The organism is Methylobacter sp., assembly GCF_023227905.1.
Lineage (GTDB): Bacteria > Pseudomonadota > Gammaproteobacteria > Methylococcales > Methylomonadaceae > Methylobacter_A.
In genome coordinates, this window is record NZ_JALOCF010000027.1 from 21,639 (window position 1) to 38,384 (window position 16,746).

Consider the following 16,746-nt stretch of genomic DNA (forward strand, 5'->3'; position numbering starts at 1 on the left):
GAACATGCTGTTTTTAATGCATTACATTAATGCCGTTATGTTCTTCGTTATCGATTAAATCCGCCCGAGATAAAGGTAGCCGCCCCCGCAACACTGGCAGTTCGGCGGCAGCCAATTCCGGCGCAGGCTTCATCTCAACTTCGTGAGTTCTCAACGTGCGCTTGTCCTGTTGTCACTCCGCCAAAGCCTCAAAACCTTCACTTTGTTCAGCACATCCTACACACCGTGTTTTTTATTGACCTATCCTGCACAATAGCCTCGTAAGTCGGATATCAGCTTTTCATTACCCGACATTCACACACACCAAAATGCCGGGCATAAGCAACTTACCCAGCATTTATTAAAAAACAAAAGTCATGATTCCGCGAGCCGGTATCGAGGTTTTAGCCTGCAATCCCTGGCTCTTTAGAATAAAGTCAATTGCCTGCCCGGTGCGGTTCAAGACCACTACGGCGACGCTCCCATCACTGTTCAGAAATGCGGTGGTTTCAAGGCTGTCCAGGGTTTTGGCGCAGGCCACCCGGCGCGCCCCCGGCCGGATGAATCGGGAAAAATGGCCGATGTAGTAATAAGAGCTTTGGTAGAGTATTTCCCCCGCTTGGGTGTCGGCAATAATCGGCGCGCTGCAAAAATTGTTTACATGGTTGGGGCCGCCCGTTTCATCCAGAACCAGGTTCCAGTCCACCCATGCCTCGGTCCAGCGGTTAAGATCGTTGATGATCGAACGGGCATAACGCTCTCCGGTATCCCACGAACCGAGATGCGGCCCGCCTTCCTGACAACCCTCGGTGAAAATCAGGTGTTTGTCAGGATAGGCGTCATGAGTCAGCTGCACGTTGTCGAAATGATCCCCGCAATACCAGTGGAAACCGACGCCCCAAACATAGTGAGCGGCTTTTGGATCGTCAAAAACAACCTTGGCACGCTCGAACAAGCGGTCGCGATTGTGATCCCAGACAATCACTTTAACATTGCCAAGCCCGGCATCATGGAGAGTTGGGCCAAGGTAATCCCTGACAAAATCCCGCTCTTCTTCGCCGGTGTAAATGCAGGAATCCCAAGTTTGCGTGGCTTCCGGCTCGTTCTGCACGGTCAGCCCCCACATCGGTATGCCTTCCTGTCCGTATTCTTCAATGTAACGGACGTAGTAATCCGCCCAGGCTTGGCGGTATTCCGGCTTAAGCTTGCCGCCGTTATTCATCTTCCCGTTGGTTTTCATCCAGGCCGGAGGGCTCCAGGGCGAAGCGAACAGCTTTAATTGGCCGCCGGACAAATCGATGGCCTCGCGAATCATCGGAATCAGGGCTTGCCGGTCATGCTCGATGCTGAAATACTTAAGTTCTGCATCGCCGTCCACTTCTGTATAGGCATAATTTCCCAGCGAGAAATCGCAGCTATTGATGTGGGTTCGGCATAAGGTGTAGGCATTGCCGGTGTTTGGAGAGAAATAGGCTTCCAGAATTTCTTGCCGCAAGTGGGTTGGCATTTTGTCTAAGGTTACCGCAGCCGCTTCCGTGAAAGCGCCCCCGAAGCCCTGAATTTCTTGAAACTTAACGGTCGTGTCTATGAACACGGAGGGATCGGAAAAATCCGTGGCAGGTTCGAACGCTACCGGCTCCAATTCCGATAACCGATACGCAGTGTCATGAGCGGTGCAAAATTGCTTTACCAGACGCGGTTTTGTCATGCTGCTAACTCCATTTGTTGAGTGTTGCTAAGGAATGTGTACGAAATAACTTGGGCAAGTTGCTAATAGCCGGAGTGCAAGCTTCGCCTAAAGCGTCTACTTTTGGTACTTGCGCTTGCAGGCGAAGCCTGCACTCCGGCGGCAAAGGTCCTTGACGGTATCATTCGCAATTGACGCGCCTCCTTTCATCGGCACACCCTATGCACTGTCTACATTCCAGTTAAGTTCTGTAACAATTCGGCTGAAACCGGCATCCAACGGAGCTTGAATTTCCAACCGTTGCCCTGTGACAGGATGTGGAAAATTGAGCTGGGTCGAGGCAAGCAACAGTTGCCGACAATTTAATTGTTGCCGAAAAAAATCGTTATGCTTGCCATCCCCATGCGTGGTATCGCCGATAATCGGATGAAAAATATGCTTTAAATGCCGACGCAGTTGGTGCTTGCGACCCGTTTTTGGCGAAAGCTGTAATAAGGAATAACGGCTGGTCGGGTAACGTCCCACCGCAAACGGTAATTCCACTGTGGCAAGACGTCGATAATGGGTCATTGCGGACTGGGCGGCTTTATCCTGTTGCGCCAGACGGTCGGTCATTTTATCCAGTTGCTCCTGTAACGGATAATCGATAATCGCCCGCTCAGCGCTGTAACCGCGCACTACGGCCAGATAGGTTTTTTCCACGCTATCGGCCATAAAGATTGCCATCATTTTTCGGGCAATTTCCGGATTTAACGCAAACACCAATACACCGGCGGTGGGTTTGTCGAGACGATGTAGCGGAAATACTCTTTGTCCCAGTTGGTCGCGTAACAATTGCACCGCAAAGCGCGTTTCATGGCGGTCTATATCCGACCTATGCACCAATAATCCTGCCGGTTTATTGATTGCCACCAGAAATTCGTCCTGGTATAAAACAGGCAAGTCCGAATCAAGCTCCGAGTTTGGCGAGTTTGGCATTATTTCAGTCGTGTTCAAAATGGCTCCACTTTATAGCCGTGTTGAAGTAATTGCGCCAATAAACCGTCTTTGCCTGCCAAATGCAATGTTTTGGTTAAAATTAATTTTATTTCCTAAGCTTACGCTGGTTCCCAAGCTCTTGCTTTTCCTCATTCCCACGCGCTGCGTGGGAATGAGAAACTGGAAAAACCAGCTTCAACGCTCCCGCCCGCGAAGAATAACTATCCAACACCTGCACATAATTGGCTCGTTCATAAGCGCTGGGATCGATGGGGTGTTGCTGGCTGACGCTGCCTTTTAGCTGGCTAGTCGATGCATGCTCATGTTCGGCCAGCCATTGTTCCATTTCAGTCAGAATTTCGGCTAAGCGTCCTGTGCCGTGCTGTAGCAATACGCTGCAAAGGTGCATTATATCGGCCCCGGCCAACAGCGCTTTCAGCACATCGGGGAGCGTTCCGTAGGAAAAGTTACCGATTTGGCTAGGTTTTTTGAGTTCACACACAAATCAGGCTGAGGAGGGAGCATCGTTGGACTTGCTTCCGAGTACTCTGTTTCCACGGAGGTTATGATCTCAAAAACGACTTGGAAATAGTGATAGAAAATTGCTGATGCTTTAACGAGCCGTAATAATGTCTTCTTACGGCTCGTTATTCAGGATGGCTTAAAAATTAAAGCGAATCGCCAATATATTTTTTATAAAAAGGCCACGTTTTGACATGCAGATGTTTTCTGATCGGGGTTTTGATAACCGATACGCATAATGCGATAGAAAACAGGCACCAAACCGCTGAATACTCGTTGGGATCAGTGGTGGTAATATCGGAAATAAACGGGCCGATTAAATAATGGAAGCCCACGAATCGCCAGGAACCGTACATAAGTGGCAAGTAAAAAGCGACCAAAATATAAGTAAACGCATGCAAGCCCCAGTTAAAGCCGAACAGCCAGCCGACAGGATCTGACATCAGGCCGTTTAGCGGCATCTGCCAGGCAATATGCCAGGAACCGGAAGTGGAACAGATGCTCGGTCCGCAAAATCCCTCTATGCCGATATTGCAGGATCCTGCCCAGGCAAATGGGTACATCTTAAACAGCATGAACAGCGTACCGATCCCGCATAGGGTATAGACCGTGGTGCGTATTTTCAGTTTGACGCTTTCCGGAATGAAATACATCGCCACCATGTTGACAAAAAACGGCTGGAACGAAACATGTAGATAGCCCAGCAATGTGAGCACCTGATTGTTCGGATTGTCACATAAATCGATATAGACATAAGTGAATGCCTGTAATAATTCCATTAAGGCAAAATAAGTTAACGGAATCCAGAGTTCTTTTGACTCCCCTTTAAGCGCAACATAAGTTGCGGTACTAAGACCTGCGACGGCTAAAACGCCTGACGCTTCACCACTCCAACACATATACTGACCTTTTTTAATTATTAAATACTGTCTACTCAGAAACATTTCAGCTGAGCTAGCAGTAATGTTTTAGTTAGCTATGCGGGTGTTTTGAAAGGTATATTCTATTGATCCTCAATAGGCAATATCGACAGCCAGCACAGCTATAGCCTTGTTATTTATAACCCGCCAGCAGGAACATTACGTGATCGAAACAAACGGTTGTAAACCCATCTATTGTATTACAAATAGTCGGGAATTGAGAAAGGGTAATCCATTACCCAAGATAGGCAGAGACAGTATCCAATGGATAACTAAATGCCCCGGTAGCCTGAAGTGATCGGGTAACGCCGGTCGCGGCCGAACGCCCTGCCGGTAATCCTGATGCCCGGCGGGGATTGTCTGCGTTTATATTCGTTTCGATCCACCAAACTGATGGCCCTGGCGACATCTTCGCGCCTGAATCCGGCCGCGATGATTTCATCAGCGGATTGATCCTTTTCGATGTAACGCTCCAGTATCGGGTCCAGCACATCGTAAGGCGGCAAGGAGTCTGCATCGACCTGGTCGGGCGCCAACTCGGCAGAAGGCGGACGGGTAATGACCCGTTCCGGTATCACCGGCGACAACGAATTGCGGTAACACGCCAATTGGTAAACCAGCATTTTGGGCACGTCCTTGATCGGCGCAAAACCGCCGGACATATCGCCATATAGTGTTGCATAGCCGACGCTCATCTCGCTTTTGTTGCCGGTGGTCAACAGCAGCTTACCCTGTTTATTCGACAGTGCCATCAGCACCACGCCGCGGCAACGCGCCTGAATATTTTCCTCGGTGGCGTCTTTGGCGGTGCCGGCAAAGATGTCGGCCAGCATGCCGGTGAACGCATTAACGGCGGGCTCTATCGGAATAATATGATGCTTGACGCCCAAGGCTTTTGCTTCCAGCACCGCATCTTCGTTGCTCATGTCTTGGGTATAGCGCGACGGCAGCAACACGGCCTCAACCTTATCAGCGCCTAACGCATCGACAGCCAGAGCCAGAACCAGCGCCGAATCGATGCCGCCGGATAAGCCCAAGATGGCGCCCTGGAAGCCGTTTTTGCGCACATAATCCTTAATGCCCAGCACCAGAGCCTGATATTCGCTGGAGACTTTATTGTAGAGAGGTGCGCAGTCACTCTTTACCGGGTGGCTGCCGTTAAACTCGACCACGCTGATCTGCTCTTTAAATTCCGCTGCCCGGAAAACGATCTCTCCCTCTGCATTTACGACAAAAGACGCGCCGTCAAAAATTAATTCATCCTGGCCGCCGACCTGATTGACATAAACCAGCGGAATCTGTGCGGTTTTAATCTGGCTGCAAATAATGGCTTCGCGTTGATGTATTTTTCCCGAATTGAACGGCGAGGCATTAAGAGTCAGCAGCAGTTCAGCTCCGGCTTGTTTATTATCTTCAATCATGCCCAGCTTCCAGACATCTTCGCAAATGGTCAGCCCTATAAACGTGCCGTTAAACTCAAATACGCACGGCTGGGTGCCCGCGATAAAATAACGCTGCTCATCAAACACGCCGTAGTTGGGCAAAGCCCGTTTGCGGTAACAGGCCAGTATCGCGCCCTGATGAAGCACTGCCGCGCTGTTGTAAAGCTTGTCGCCATCGCGCTCGGGGAAGCCGACCACCATAGCAATACCGGCAACTCGGTCGGCCAGATGGTAAAGCGCATTATTGGCGGTATTAATAAAGTCGTTGCGCAATAGCAGGTCTTCCGCCGGATAGCCGGTCAGGGTCAGTTCGGGAAAGACGATCATATCCGCGCCCAATTCATCACGGGCATGAATCGCGGCTTGGGCGATGTTGTCAACGTTAGCGGCGATGTTGCCGACCAGGAAGTTGGTTTGGGCCAGGGCTATTTTTAGGGTCATGTAGTGGGGATATTAAAGCTATTATTAAGCTGATAACGGTTTGTAATGAGGCAGGCTAATCCAGGATAGGGTCTGGTTTACCAATTTGTAAGTTTAATAGTTTGCCGTTTTTAATAAACTTCTCGTCAAATGTATAAAATTTTTCAACGCTGGTATTTGCTGAGTAATAATGAAGCGCATCAGCAAAATCCAATCCTTTGCTATAAAGCTCACAGGCCTGAGCAACCTGCCACGCGCTTTCAACAGTTATATTAGGCAAGCCGCATATGGTTAAAATTGAATGCAAGATCGATTCACGTGGCAACTTATACGCTGACCTGAGTACCCATTCAAACTCAAGTAGCGTTGTTTTACTGATAAAGATTGCGTCCGTATTTTTGAGTAAAGTTTTAGCTTGCAGGGATTGAGTCGGCTCATCATTTACCGCATAACGCACCAAAATATTGGTATCAACAGCAGTCATGCTTGATGCCATTGCTGCCTGATGTCATTAGCAATAGCCTGTTCCATATCGTTTAACGATTTAGTTTCGCCGGTATAACCCGCACAACCGAGTCCTTGCTCTACATCCGTTTTTTTAAATGGCGAGGCTTTAAGCTTTTTCTGCTCCAAATAGCCAATAAAATCGAGCACTTCCAGCGCAAAGGATTCGGGTAAGGCTTTGGATTTTTCATAAATGATTTCGGCGGTATTCATGACGTTTCCTCTTGAACTTTTGATGTAGGGCCAATCTTTAACCTGCGGTTTTTTATATCACTTCAAGTTGCGAAGTGATATTTATCTTTATAAACACCCTTTCATCGCCACGCCAATATCAGTCGGCGAACTCACCACCTCAATCCCCGCCGCTTTAAGCGCTGCAACTTTGCCTTCCGCCGTACCTTTGCCTCCGGTCACAATCGCACCGGCATGGCCCATGCGCTTGCCGGGAGGGGCGGTTTGTCCCGCGATATACGCAACGACAGGCTTGGTGACATGGGCTTTGATGTATTCCGCGGCCTCCTCTTCTTCGCCGCCGCCGATTTCACCGACCATCACGATGCCTTTGGTTTGCTCGTCGGCCTGGAATCGGCTCAACACATCAACAAAGTTCATGCCGTGTATCGGATCGCCGCCGATGCCGACGCAGGTGCTTTGTCCCAGGCCTTGCGCGGTGGTTTGATGCACCGATTCATAGGTCAAAGTGCCGGAGCGCGAGACGATGCCGATCGAGCCGGGCAGGTGGATATGGCCGGGCATGATGCCGATTTTGCATGCGCCGGGCGTGATGACGCCGGGGCAGTTCGGCCCGATCAGCAATGTGCCGGTGCCTTCCATTGCCGCTTTAACGCGCAGCATTTGCAAGATGGGTATGCCTTCGGTGATGCAGACGATCAGTTTAATCCCGGCATCGACCGCTTCCAGAATCGCGTCGGCCGCGTAAAAAGGCGGTACATAGATCATGCTGGCCGTTGCGCCGGTGCCGTTAACGGCATCCTGTACGGTGTTGAACACCGGCAAACCCAGATGCGTTTCGCCGCCGCGTTCCGGAGTAACGCCGCCGACTAATAAGGTGCCGTAGTCCAGCGCTTGCTGGGAGTGAAAAGTACCTTGCTTGCCGGTAAAACCCTGGCAAATCACTTTGGTGTCTTTGTCGATTAAAATGCTCATGCGGCCTCCTTAGCCAGTGCGACGACCTGTTCTGCCGCGTGTGTCAAATCATCCGCCGCATAAAGATTGAGTCCGGTGTTGGTTAACAAGGCCCGACCCTGTTCGGCATTGGTGCCTTCCAGGCGCACCACCACGGGCACGGCGACATGAACCTGCTCGACGGCGGCCAAAATGCCGGCTGCGATAATGTCGCACTGGACGATGCCGCCGAAAATATTTACCAAAACCGCTTTGACGCTGTGATCCGACAGGATCAGCTTGAACGCTTCGCAGACTTTTTCAACGCTGGTGCCGCCGCCGACATCGAGAAAGTTGGCCGGTTGTCCGCCTTTGAGCTTGACCAGATCCATGGTCGCCATTGCCAACCCCGCACCGTTGACCATGCAGCCGATATTGCCGTCCAGCGTGATGTAATTCAGCCCGAATTGTTGGGCCTTGTTTTCTTTTTCATCTTCCTGGTCGGGGTCTTTCATTGCCAGTATATCGGGATGCGCTTCGACCGCGTTATCGTCGAAATTGATCTTGGCATCCAGGGCCAACAACTCGCCGCTGTCGGTTTCAATTAGCGGATTAATTTCAATCTGGCTGGCGTCCTTGGCTAAAAACAAATCGTACAAGCCCTGCATGATTTTTCCCAGGGCTTTGATCTGTGCGCCTTTGAGCCCCAACGTATAGGCGACTTTCCGGCATTGATAGCCTTGAAGACCTGCGGCCGGATGCACCGCTACCGAGATAATCTGCTCGGGCGTTTCGTGGGCGACCGTTTCGATATCCATGCCGCCCGCGGCCGAAGCGATAAAAATAATGCGCTGGCTGCCACGGTCAACTAGCACGCTTAGATATAACTCGCGTTTGATGGGATAGGTTTTTTCTACCAGCACCGAGTTGATCGGCAAGCCTTCCGAGCCGGTCTGCTGGGTCACCAGCCGTGTTCCGAGCATATCGCGGCTCAACTTGGCTGCTTCGGCCGGAGTTTTGGCCAGTTTTACGCCGCCGACCTTGCCCCGGCCGCCGGCATGAACCTGCGCTTTAACAACCCAACCGTCCCCGCCCAGTTCCTCGGCAGCCTGCTCGGCCTTTTCCGGCGTTGTGACTTGCTTGCCATCAGGCACAGGTATGGAGTAATGCAAAAACAGCTGTTTAGCCTGATACTCATGAATATTCATTAATTACTCCTTGAATTAACCGGCAACACGCCCGGCGGGTATTTTTCACACACAGATGACAACTAAATGCTACGATTAAAAGCGTTATTGAGCATTTTAACGAAGTCCCTGCAAAACGCCATTTTAAAAACAAACATGCCGCCAAATACCAACGAAACCATCTTTCCTTGTCCTTTTTCTAAAGGCTACGGCATTCCGGCCCAGCAGGCCTGGTTGTTATTGAAGGTTTTTTTAGGCTATCGGCTTATTCTGGCAGGCCTGTTTGTCGCGTTGTTTTACAATCCCACGGATGTTTCCTTACTTGGTACGTACGACAGCAAATTATTCATCTACAGCAGCCAAAGCTACTTGATGCTCTCAATCATCTCCGGCATCTGCATAGCCTGGCGAATAACAAGCTACAGCACACAAGCGCAGCTGCTGATTTTTTCAGACATACTCATTCTGACCTTGATCATGCATGCTTCCGGCGGCATTAACAGCGGCATGGGCGCTCTGCTTGCGGTATCGATCGCCGCCGGCGGCTTATTAATCGGCGGCCGCTGTGCGATGCTGTTTGCGGCTCTAGCCAGTTTGGCCGTGCTGACCGAACAATTCGTCGCCGATTACAGGCACAGTTTCGGCTCTACTTCTTACGCCAACGCAGGCATGCTCGGCGCTGCATTTCTTACTATTGCTTTACTGTCGTATATCCTCGCAAAACGTAGCGAACAAATATTCCAGCTTGCCGATCAACAAAAACAGACCATCATTAAACTGGAGGATCTGAGCAAGTATATTATCCAGCATCTGCAATCGGGCATCATTATCGCCAACAAGCAGCAGGTCATTCAGATGGCCAATGAGTCTGCGTTGCGGTTGACAAACTTATCGACGCTGCCGGTCAAGCTGGGCGATATTTCAGACTATTTAGCGGAAGCTTTTCAAACCTGGTTAGCCGATCCGGAGCAAAATCTTGTGCTGCTGCAACTGCCGAACCAGTCCGAAATTCATAGCCGGTTCATGCCGCTGCCGACCGGGCATGAGTTTTTTTACATGATTATTCTTGAGGATATTGCGCTTTATAACCAGCAGGTGCAGCAAAGCAAACTCGCATCGCTGGGCCGCTTGACTGCCAGCATTGCCCATGAAATACGCAACCCGTTAAGCGCTATCAGCCATGCCGGGCAGTTGCTCACGGACAATCCGCTGTTATCCGCTCAGGACAGGCGCCTGACAGAGATCATCCAGACCCATTCAGTTCGCGTCAACCATATTATTGAGGATATTTTACAGCTTTCCAGAAGAACCGACTCACGGCGGGAAAAGATTTATCTAAAGCCGTGGCTGGACAATTACCTGAAGAATTTCATGCTTGAACATGCCGTTAATATCGATGCGTTAAAGCTTATATGCCCGGAACAATCCTTATGTGCGTTTATAGATCCGGGGCATTTAAAGCAGATTACGGACAATTTGTGCCGGAATGCGCTGAAATACGGCAAGCCCGAGTCCGGGCCAATAATGCTACGCGTTTTTACTGTACAACAGGCGCCCTGCATAGAAGTTATCGATAACGGCTCCGGCATCAGCCGCAAACATCAAAATCACCTGTTTGAACCCTTTTTTACCACCTCTTCCAGCGGCACAGGATTGGGGCTTTATATCTCAAAAGAGCTAGCCGAATTAAATCAGGCAAAATTGAGCTATTATTTAACCGCCGATAACCGAAGCTGTTTTCGGCTTTGCTTGTTAAATGCGGAACAGACAATAATTGAACTATGAACAAACCATTGGCACTGATTGTAGACGACGAACCCGATATTCGTGAGTTGCTGGAAATCACCCTTAACAGGATGGATATCCGGACTTGCTGTGCCGAAAATATTGCTCAAGCTAAGGCGCTATTAAAGCAAAAGACCTTTGGCCTTTGCCTGACCGACATGAGACTGCCTGACGGCAACGGACTGGAGCTGGTTGATTTTATACAGTCACTGTCCGGCTCGGTACCGGTTGCCGTTATTACCGCACACGGCAATATGGAGTCGGCCATTCTGGCGATGAAAAAAGGCGCTTTCGATTTTGTTTCCAAGCCGGTTGAGTTGTCCGCATTGAGGCTGCTCGTTAACAATGCATTAAAGCTTTCCGATGCAAGCCCGGGTAAAGAAAGACGAATCCGGCACACGCTGCTGGGCGATTCATCAATTATGCAGGAGATCAGGACAAAAATAGCTAAGCTCGCCCGCAGCCAGGCGCCAGTCTATATCAGCGGCGAGTCGGGCTCAGGCAAAGAGCTGGTTGCAAGGTTGATTCATCAGCAAAGTTCCCGTAGCGACCATGCTTTTGTAGCGGTTAACTGCGGCGCGATCCCGAACGAGCTGATGGAAAGCGAGTTTTTCGGACACAAAAAAGGCAGTTTTACCGGTGCGGTCAGCGACAAAATAGGTTTGTTCCAGGCCGCAGAAGGCGGCACCTTGTTTCTTGATGAAGTCGCCGATTTGCCGTTGCCCCTGCAAGTTAAATTGCTGCGTGCTATACAGGAGAAAAAAATCCGTCCGGTCGGGGAGCAGCAGGAAATTCCGGTTGATATCCGGTTGCTCAGCGCTACCCATCGAAACCTTGGCGATATGGTTCGGGACGGCAGTTTCCGGCAGGATTTATATTACCGCATCAACGTAATCGATCTTTATGTCCCGCCCCTACGTGAGCGACCTGGCGATATACCGGTTCTGGTCGATCATATCTTGACCCAACTGACGGGCGTCGGCGAACAGGACAGGCCCACCTTATCGGCATCAGCATTAAGCTCATTGCAGCGCTATTATTTTCCGGGCAACGTGCGAGAACTTGAAAATATCCTGGAAAGAGCCCTTGCGCTATACGAAGGCAACAGCATAGAAAGTAACGATTTGAACTTGCCGGTAGACGTCAATAACACTTCTAAATCGCAGGAATATAATCCAGTCCTGGGATCGCTGAAAGACCATTTGGAAAAAATCGAAAGAAAGGCGATCACTCTGGCACTGGAAGCCAATGATTGGGACAAGACAGCCGCCGCCAGCCAGCTGGGGCTATCTTTCAGGTCGTTAAGCTATCGTTTGAAACAGCTTGATATGGAAATTTAATGCCGGTATCAACGCAAAAGATTAAGATTTAACCCAATCTGCTCTGAAAGCGCGTTGGTAAATATTCCATTAGGCGATAGTGGCAGCATAAGCTCTTTAACGGCCTCGTAAATTAACCTGCGATCCCGTCGGCATTGCCTTGCGACGCAGAATATCGCCATCAAAGTGCGTTTACTAGCGGCTATGAATTGTTAGGTTGCCCTGATAAGGGCGTTTTAAAGGCCATAAAAAAGGGAGACTATTTAGCCTCCCTTTAATCTATTCCGGATGACTTAAGCCTTACGCTTTGTATTTATCCATGGCTTCCAGCTTTGCTATGGCATCTTTTATTTTTGCGTCAGCCTCAGGAGTCATTTCATTGGCGGTGTAGACTTTGTCCAATAAGCCTTCTTCAACCAAGGCATCTTTTATCCAACGCTTGGTGAATCGGTAATTGTGATAAGCCGTAGCGACTTCTCCTGTTTTCGGATTTTTTAATCCTGTGCTTTGTACAGCGGCGGCGGCAGGGGCTTTTTTAGTCGCAGCCGGTTTGGCTGTAGTTGTTGTCTTGGTTGTTGCAGGCTTGGCCGCTGCCTTGGGTGCAGCCGGTTTAGCCGCTACCGGCTTTTCCGCAGTTGATTTAACCGCCGCGGGCTTGGCGGCTACAGGAGGCGTTACTTTTTCGGCCGCCGCGGACTTAGCTGCAACAGTTTTAGTTGCCGGTTTTTCTTTTGCAACGGCAACCGGGGGTTTTGGCTGTTCTACGGCGGCTACCTGTGTTTCAGGTTTTTCCGCCAGCGCTTTGGATTTAGCAGATGCTCTCTGTTCGCCTATAATCGCATAGACAACATATGCAACAAATATAGTAGTTAATATAAACAACCCTTCAGTCATAATGGCTCTCCACCTCTTTAAAAGTTAATTTTTCTTATCACTGCTTTAAAATTAAGCATTGCTGGCCAACAGGTAAATCTTCCGTTTGCGTCGCTTACCTATCCTTTTAGCAGGTAAACCGTATTGCTAGTGCCGGAATATACCAGAAGCCAGTGAGATGGGAAAATTCTAATTCGAAAAACTGCAAACTTGTCCGGCACTTAGAGGCTAAACACGACGATTACCAGCATGGCTGTCTTTTGGCCAGTTTGGGTAAATCATCACGCAAGCCCATGGCGTAACGGTTAAAATAAGCCTTGACCAGTGCCGTGTTATTTATCCGGTTCATTCCCGCAGAGCGCAGGCTGGCAAAGGGCTGTGCGGTTACGCTATAGGTCTTGTTCAGCACATCCATGCTCGACATCATTATCAGGTTATCGCCTTTACGCCAGCGCTCGTAACGACGTAGGAAGCGTGAACTGGATAATGGCCTTTTTTCATGCTTGGTTTGAATGGTCAGCTCCGCAATCGCTGCGGCATCCAACAGCCCGGCATTGACGCCTTGTCCTGCCAGAGGATGCATGGCATGAGCTGCATCGCCGCAGACGGCGAATCGCTGGTCGACATAGCGGTTTGCATATTGAAAGCGTAGCGGAAATGCGGCGCGCGGCCCTACGCCCAGTATCTTGCCCAGAATGCCGCCTGAAGCTTGCTCCAGAACCTGCAAAAAATCCTGATCGGAAAGCGCCAGATGGTTTTTTGACGTTTCCGAACTCAGGGTCCAAACGATGGAACACTGGCCGTTTTTCAGCGGCAAGAAAGCCAACGGCCCTTCATCCAGAAAACGTTGCCATGCCGTGAACTGGTGACTCTTCTCAGTGCTTATCGTAGCGACCAAACCATCCTGATGATAGTCCCAGCCGGTCACGTCAATACCTGCCATTGCCCTTAAGGCAGAGTCTCTCCCGTCGGCGGCAATAATCAACTCAGCCTCAAGGGTGCGTCCGTCTTCCAGCCGTAACTGCCTGCCGCTTTCGTTAAGCTGCATGTCGATTACCTTTGCGGGGGTAATGCAAGTGGCCGACGGCAAGGTGTCCAGCACATCCCAAAGAGCAGCGACGACGGTCCGGTTTTCAACCAAATGCCCCAGTTCGGGGAAAGGTGTGTCGGCGCAATCAAAATGCAATTCTCCGCCGGCACGGACATCCCATACTCGCATGTCCCGATAAGCGCAAGCGCCGCGCTGTACCATGCCCGGCCATGCTCCCAGCATTTCAAAAATATTCTGGGAGGCTTTGGTTAAGGCGGAAACGCGAATATCGATAGGTTCCGGCGGCCACCGCCTTTCCGGGTTAAAGCGCTCCAGCAACGCAACCTTGACGCCGCCCTGCACCAAGGCGCAAGCGGTTGCCGCGCCCACCATGCCGCCGCCGACAACAATTACTTCATAGCGATCTATCATTGCTCTATCTCTTGCGTTGGATCAAAGCAGACGGGGCAAACGCCCGGCCAACCCCATAGCCTGACGGGCAAGCCATGTTTTTGCGGCAGGAATATGGTCCAGCATTGCCAGACCGATGTTTCTGGCGGCAGCCAGCGCCAGCCAGTCATTGGAAAAAATGCGCACCACATTATTGGTAAAGCCGATGGTTCGGTCATGGTCTTTTTGCCGGGCGTCAGCGTAAGCCGTTAAAAAATCGCCGGCGCCGATGTCCTGGTTGGTCTGATGCTGCTTGATGATCATTTCGGCCAGTTGCATGACATCGCGCAGGCCCAGGTTAAATCCCTGTCCGGCAACCGGATGCAGCTGGTGCACTGCATTGCCGATAACCACGGTTCGGGCTGATGTCATTTTTTCGGCGCGTATTAATGATAACGGAAACGCCCGCCGGGGAGCCGTCAAACTAAGTTTGCCCAGCCTGTAACCGAAACAGTGTTGAAGTTCGGCCAAAAAGTCCGTCTCGTTGCCGGACATAGCGCGTCGGCATCTTCGCTGGAGCGTGTCCAGACGACCGCGCAATGATTATCGGCAACAGGCAGCAAGGCCAGCGGCCCTGAAGCGGTAAAACGCTCGAACGCGACATTTTTGTGGGGCAGGGATGATTTCACGGTAGTGACCAGCGCCGTTTGACCGTATTCAGTGGTGTGCTGGGCTATTTCCAACAATTTGCGAACCGAGGAGTTACCTCCGTCCGCACCGACCAGCAGTTTGGCGGAGACGCTAAGCGGCTCATCGCCGCGCTTCAGGTTGACGTTGACGGCATCGCTGCCGGCCATCAGGCCGACCACACGGGCCGGGCAAAGCAGTTTTATATCGGACTCGGTAACAAGCTTGGCGACATGCGCCTCAATGTCTCTTGCGGTAATGACGTGGCCCAATGCTTCCACATTTTCTTTTTGCGCCGAAAGCCGGACTTTGCCGAAATGGCCTTGATCGGAAATGTGGATGTCTTTGATGGCGGTGGCCGCCCGACTGATGCCCTGCCAGATGCCTAGCGTTTCAAGCATTTTTACCGTGCCGGCGGCTAAAGCCAAGGCCCGGTCGCCGGCCGGGGAGTCCTGTTGTTGCTCGCGGGTGCTGGCTTCAACGATCGCAATCCGAAGTCCGGTTTGTTTTAACGCCAGCGCCAGACAGTTGCCTGCCAAGCCGCCGCCGGCAATCAATAAGTCATAATCATGTTGCATCAGCTCGCCTGCATTAAGCTTTCAATTTCGGCAATGGTTTTGGGTACGCCGCTGGTCAAAATTTCATGTCCCTCAGCAGTTACCAGAACATCATCCTCGATGCGTATGCCGATGCCGCGCCATTGCTCGTCAACGCTCTGGCAATCTTCCGGGATATACAAGCCCGGCTCGACGGTCAGCACCATGCCGGGTTCCAGCAAGCGCCATTCCTTATCCAGTTTATAATCGCCGACATCATGCACATCCATGCCCAGCCAGTGGCCGATCCGGTGCATATAGAACTGCTTGTATTTTTCGTCCTTGATCAGCTTTGAGACTTTGCCTTTGAGCAAGCCCAGCGCGACCAGCCCTTTGGTCAATACTTCAACCGAAGCATCATGCGCCAGATGCCATGACAGCCCCGGCTTGATTTGTGCGATTGCGGCTGCCTGGGCATCCAGGACCAGCTGGTAAAGCTGCCTTTGCGGCTCGCTGAAACGTCCGGAAACCGGGAAAGTGCGGGTAATATCCGCGGCGTAATGGTCACACTCCGCACCGGCATCAATCAGCAGTAAATCGCCGTTTTTTAATTTGTCGGAATTTTCAGTGTAGTGCAGTACGCAGGCATTTTTTCCTCCTGCGACAATCGAAGGATAAGCGACCGCGCGTAAGCCGCCTTGTATAAAGTTATAAATGATTTCCGCTTCTATCTGGTACTCATACAGGCCGGGTTTGCATTTTTGCATGGCTTTGACATGGGCGTTAGCGGAAACATCGGCGGCGCGGCGCATCAGCTTGATTTCTTCAGGGCTCTTGAACAGGCGCATTTCGTGCAGGATATGCTCCAGTGAAGCCAGCTCGCCGGGTGCGGTGACACCTGTTCTGGACTGGCTGCGAATGTTATTTATCCAGACCAATAGATTGTGGTCGAGGTCGGAATTTCGCCCTATCGGATAATAGACCTTGCCTTTGTCTTCCAGCATTCCAGGCAAAATGTCATCCAGATCATCGATCGGAAAGGAATCATCCGCCTTATAATGAGTAGTCGCACCTTCAAGACCTGCATGCGCGCCTTCCCACAGGGCTTTTTTCTCATCGAATTCCCGGCAAAATAAAATGTATTCGCCTTGTTTGCGGCCAGGGATAAAAACGGCCAGAGAATCCGGTTCATTAAAGCCGGTTAAATAGTAAAAGTCGCTGTCCTGCCGGAACGGGTAATTTACATCCCGGTTGCGAGTTCGCTCGGACGCGCTGCCTATCAAGGCAATATTGCCTTTGCCGATGTGTTGCATTAACTGCTTGCGGCGTTTTTTAAATTCACTTTGTTTCATATTTAAATTA

The 16,746-nt window shown here is 50.8% G+C and carries 15 protein-coding genes and 1 pseudogene; 2 read left to right on the plus strand and 14 right to left on the minus strand.

Annotation, left to right across the window (positions count from 1 at the left end; genetic code table 11):
- Positions 1 to 13: 13 nt before the first annotated feature.
- The 10 genes from M0R47_RS11980 to sucC all read right to left on the minus strand — a co-directional run bounded on the left by M0R47_RS11980 (position 14) and on the right by sucC (position 8,785).
- Positions 14 to 154: a hypothetical protein gene (locus M0R47_RS11980; RefSeq protein ID WP_292554931.1), complete on the minus strand. Its 141-nt coding sequence runs from the start codon at positions 152 to 154 to the stop codon at positions 14 to 16.
- Between the two features lie 186 nt (positions 155 to 340).
- A complete protein-coding gene (locus M0R47_RS11985; RefSeq protein ID WP_292554934.1) occupies positions 341 to 1,687 on the minus strand; it encodes a glycoside hydrolase family 30 protein in 1,347 nt (448 codons plus the stop codon).
- 198 nt (positions 1,688 to 1,885) lie between these two features.
- Positions 1,886 to 2,644: a tRNA pseudouridine(65) synthase TruC gene (gene truC, locus M0R47_RS11990; protein ID WP_292554937.1), complete on the minus strand. Its 759-nt coding sequence runs from the start codon at positions 2,642 to 2,644 to the stop codon at positions 1,886 to 1,888.
- 106 nt (positions 2,645 to 2,750) lie between these two features.
- A complete protein-coding gene (locus M0R47_RS11995; RefSeq protein WP_292554940.1) occupies positions 2,751 to 3,146 on the minus strand; it encodes a hypothetical protein in 396 nt (131 codons plus the stop codon).
- A 166-nt stretch (positions 3,147 to 3,312) separates the two neighbouring features.
- Positions 3,313 to 4,065, minus strand: a complete 753-nt coding sequence (locus M0R47_RS12000) for a DUF5765 domain-containing protein (RefSeq protein ID WP_292554942.1) — start codon at positions 4,063 to 4,065, stop codon at positions 3,313 to 3,315.
- 293 nt (positions 4,066 to 4,358) lie between these two features.
- Positions 4,359 to 5,969, minus strand: coding sequence for an NAD+ synthase (locus M0R47_RS12005; RefSeq protein ID WP_292554945.1), 1,611 nt, complete (start codon positions 5,967 to 5,969; stop codon positions 4,359 to 4,361).
- Between the two features lie 55 nt (positions 5,970 to 6,024).
- On the minus strand, positions 6,025 to 6,432 hold the full coding sequence (locus tag M0R47_RS12010) for a type II toxin-antitoxin system VapC family toxin (protein ID WP_292554948.1): 408 nt from the start codon (positions 6,430 to 6,432) through the stop codon (positions 6,025 to 6,027).
- On the minus strand, positions 6,429 to 6,665 hold the full coding sequence (locus M0R47_RS12015; RefSeq protein WP_292554950.1) for a DUF2281 domain-containing protein: 237 nt from the start codon (positions 6,663 to 6,665) through the stop codon (positions 6,429 to 6,431). Before M0R47_RS12015 ends, M0R47_RS12010 begins: the two co-directional genes overlap by 4 nt.
- A gap of 87 nt (positions 6,666 to 6,752) precedes the next feature.
- Positions 6,753 to 7,619 carry a succinate--CoA ligase subunit alpha gene (gene sucD / locus M0R47_RS12020; protein ID WP_292554953.1) on the minus strand — a complete coding sequence of 289 codons (867 nt, stop codon included), beginning with the start codon at positions 7,617 to 7,619 and terminating at the stop codon, positions 6,753 to 6,755.
- Complete coding sequence (gene sucC, locus M0R47_RS12025; RefSeq protein WP_292554956.1) at positions 7,616 to 8,785, minus strand: ADP-forming succinate--CoA ligase subunit beta; 1,170 nt, start codon at positions 8,783 to 8,785, stop codon at positions 7,616 to 7,618. Before sucC ends, sucD begins: the two co-directional genes overlap by 4 nt.
- Positions 8,786 to 8,851: 66 nt before the next feature.
- Between sucC and M0R47_RS12030 the strand changes: the two genes are divergently transcribed.
- Together M0R47_RS12030 and M0R47_RS12035 are read left to right on the plus strand one after the other, a co-directional pair.
- Entirely contained in the window at positions 8,852 to 10,549 is a 1,698-nt protein-coding gene (locus tag M0R47_RS12030; RefSeq protein WP_292554959.1) for a HAMP domain-containing sensor histidine kinase, read from the plus strand.
- Entirely contained in the window at positions 10,546 to 11,889 is a 1,344-nt protein-coding gene (locus M0R47_RS12035) for a sigma-54 dependent transcriptional regulator (protein ID WP_292554962.1), read from the plus strand. The genes M0R47_RS12030 and M0R47_RS12035 overlap by 4 nt, the downstream gene beginning before the upstream one ends.
- A gap of 279 nt (positions 11,890 to 12,168) precedes the next feature.
- Here the strand turns inward: M0R47_RS12035 and M0R47_RS12040 are convergent, their stop codons facing one another.
- The 4 genes and pseudogenes from M0R47_RS12040 to pepP all read right to left on the minus strand — a co-directional run bounded on the left by M0R47_RS12040 (position 12,169) and on the right by pepP (position 16,736).
- Positions 12,169 to 12,762, minus strand: a complete 594-nt coding sequence (locus M0R47_RS12040) for a hypothetical protein (RefSeq protein WP_292554964.1) — start codon at positions 12,760 to 12,762, stop codon at positions 12,169 to 12,171.
- A gap of 220 nt (positions 12,763 to 12,982) precedes the next feature.
- Entirely contained in the window at positions 12,983 to 14,203 is a 1,221-nt protein-coding gene (locus M0R47_RS12045; protein ID WP_292554967.1) for a UbiH/UbiF/VisC/COQ6 family ubiquinone biosynthesis hydroxylase, read from the minus strand.
- A gap of 21 nt (positions 14,204 to 14,224) precedes the next feature.
- A pseudogene (ubiH, locus tag M0R47_RS12050) lies at positions 14,225 to 15,426 on the minus strand (2-octaprenyl-6-methoxyphenyl hydroxylase).
- Positions 15,426 to 16,736, minus strand: a complete 1,311-nt coding sequence (pepP, locus tag M0R47_RS12055) for a Xaa-Pro aminopeptidase (RefSeq protein ID WP_292554970.1) — start codon at positions 16,734 to 16,736, stop codon at positions 15,426 to 15,428. Before pepP ends, ubiH begins: the two are co-directional and overlap by 1 nt.
- Positions 16,737 to 16,746 lie beyond the last annotated feature (10 nt).

What these genes read in the sequence shown, in the direction of transcription:
- pepP (WP_292554970.1), bottom strand. Translation starts at nt 16,736, where the DNA reads ATGAAACAAAGTGAATTTAAAAAACGCCGCAAGCAGTTAATGCAACAC.
- M0R47_RS11985 (WP_292554934.1), bottom strand. Translation starts at nt 1,687, where the DNA reads ATGACAAAACCGCGTCTGGTAAAGCAATTTTGCACCGCTCATGACACT.
- sucC (WP_292554956.1), bottom strand. Translation starts at nt 8,785, where the DNA reads ATGAATATTCATGAGTATCAGGCTAAACAGCTGTTTTTGCATTACTCC.
- M0R47_RS12000 (WP_292554942.1), bottom strand. Translation starts at nt 4,065, where the DNA reads ATGTGTTGGAGTGGTGAAGCGTCAGGCGTTTTAGCCGTCGCAGGTCTT.
- M0R47_RS12015 (WP_292554950.1), bottom strand. Translation starts at nt 6,665, where the DNA reads ATGAATACCGCCGAAATCATTTATGAAAAATCCAAAGCCTTACCCGAA.
- M0R47_RS12045 (WP_292554967.1), bottom strand. Translation starts at nt 14,203, where the DNA reads ATGATAGATCGCTATGAAGTAATTGTTGTCGGCGGCGGCATGGTGGGC.
- sucD (WP_292554953.1), bottom strand. Translation starts at nt 7,619, where the DNA reads ATGAGCATTTTAATCGACAAAGACACCAAAGTGATTTGCCAGGGTTTT.
- M0R47_RS12030 (WP_292554959.1), top strand. Translation starts at nt 8,852, where the DNA reads ATGCTACGATTAAAAGCGTTATTGAGCATTTTAACGAAGTCCCTGCAA.
- M0R47_RS12010 (WP_292554948.1), bottom strand. Translation starts at nt 6,432, where the DNA reads ATGACTGCTGTTGATACCAATATTTTGGTGCGTTATGCGGTAAATGAT.
- truC (WP_292554937.1), bottom strand. Translation starts at nt 2,644, where the DNA reads ATGCCAAACTCGCCAAACTCGGAGCTTGATTCGGACTTGCCTGTTTTA.
- M0R47_RS12040 (WP_292554964.1), bottom strand. Translation starts at nt 12,762, where the DNA reads ATGACTGAAGGGTTGTTTATATTAACTACTATATTTGTTGCATATGTT.
- M0R47_RS12005 (WP_292554945.1), bottom strand. Translation starts at nt 5,969, where the DNA reads ATGACCCTAAAAATAGCCCTGGCCCAAACCAACTTCCTGGTCGGCAAC.
- M0R47_RS12035 (WP_292554962.1), top strand. Translation starts at nt 10,546, where the DNA reads ATGAACAAACCATTGGCACTGATTGTAGACGACGAACCCGATATTCGT.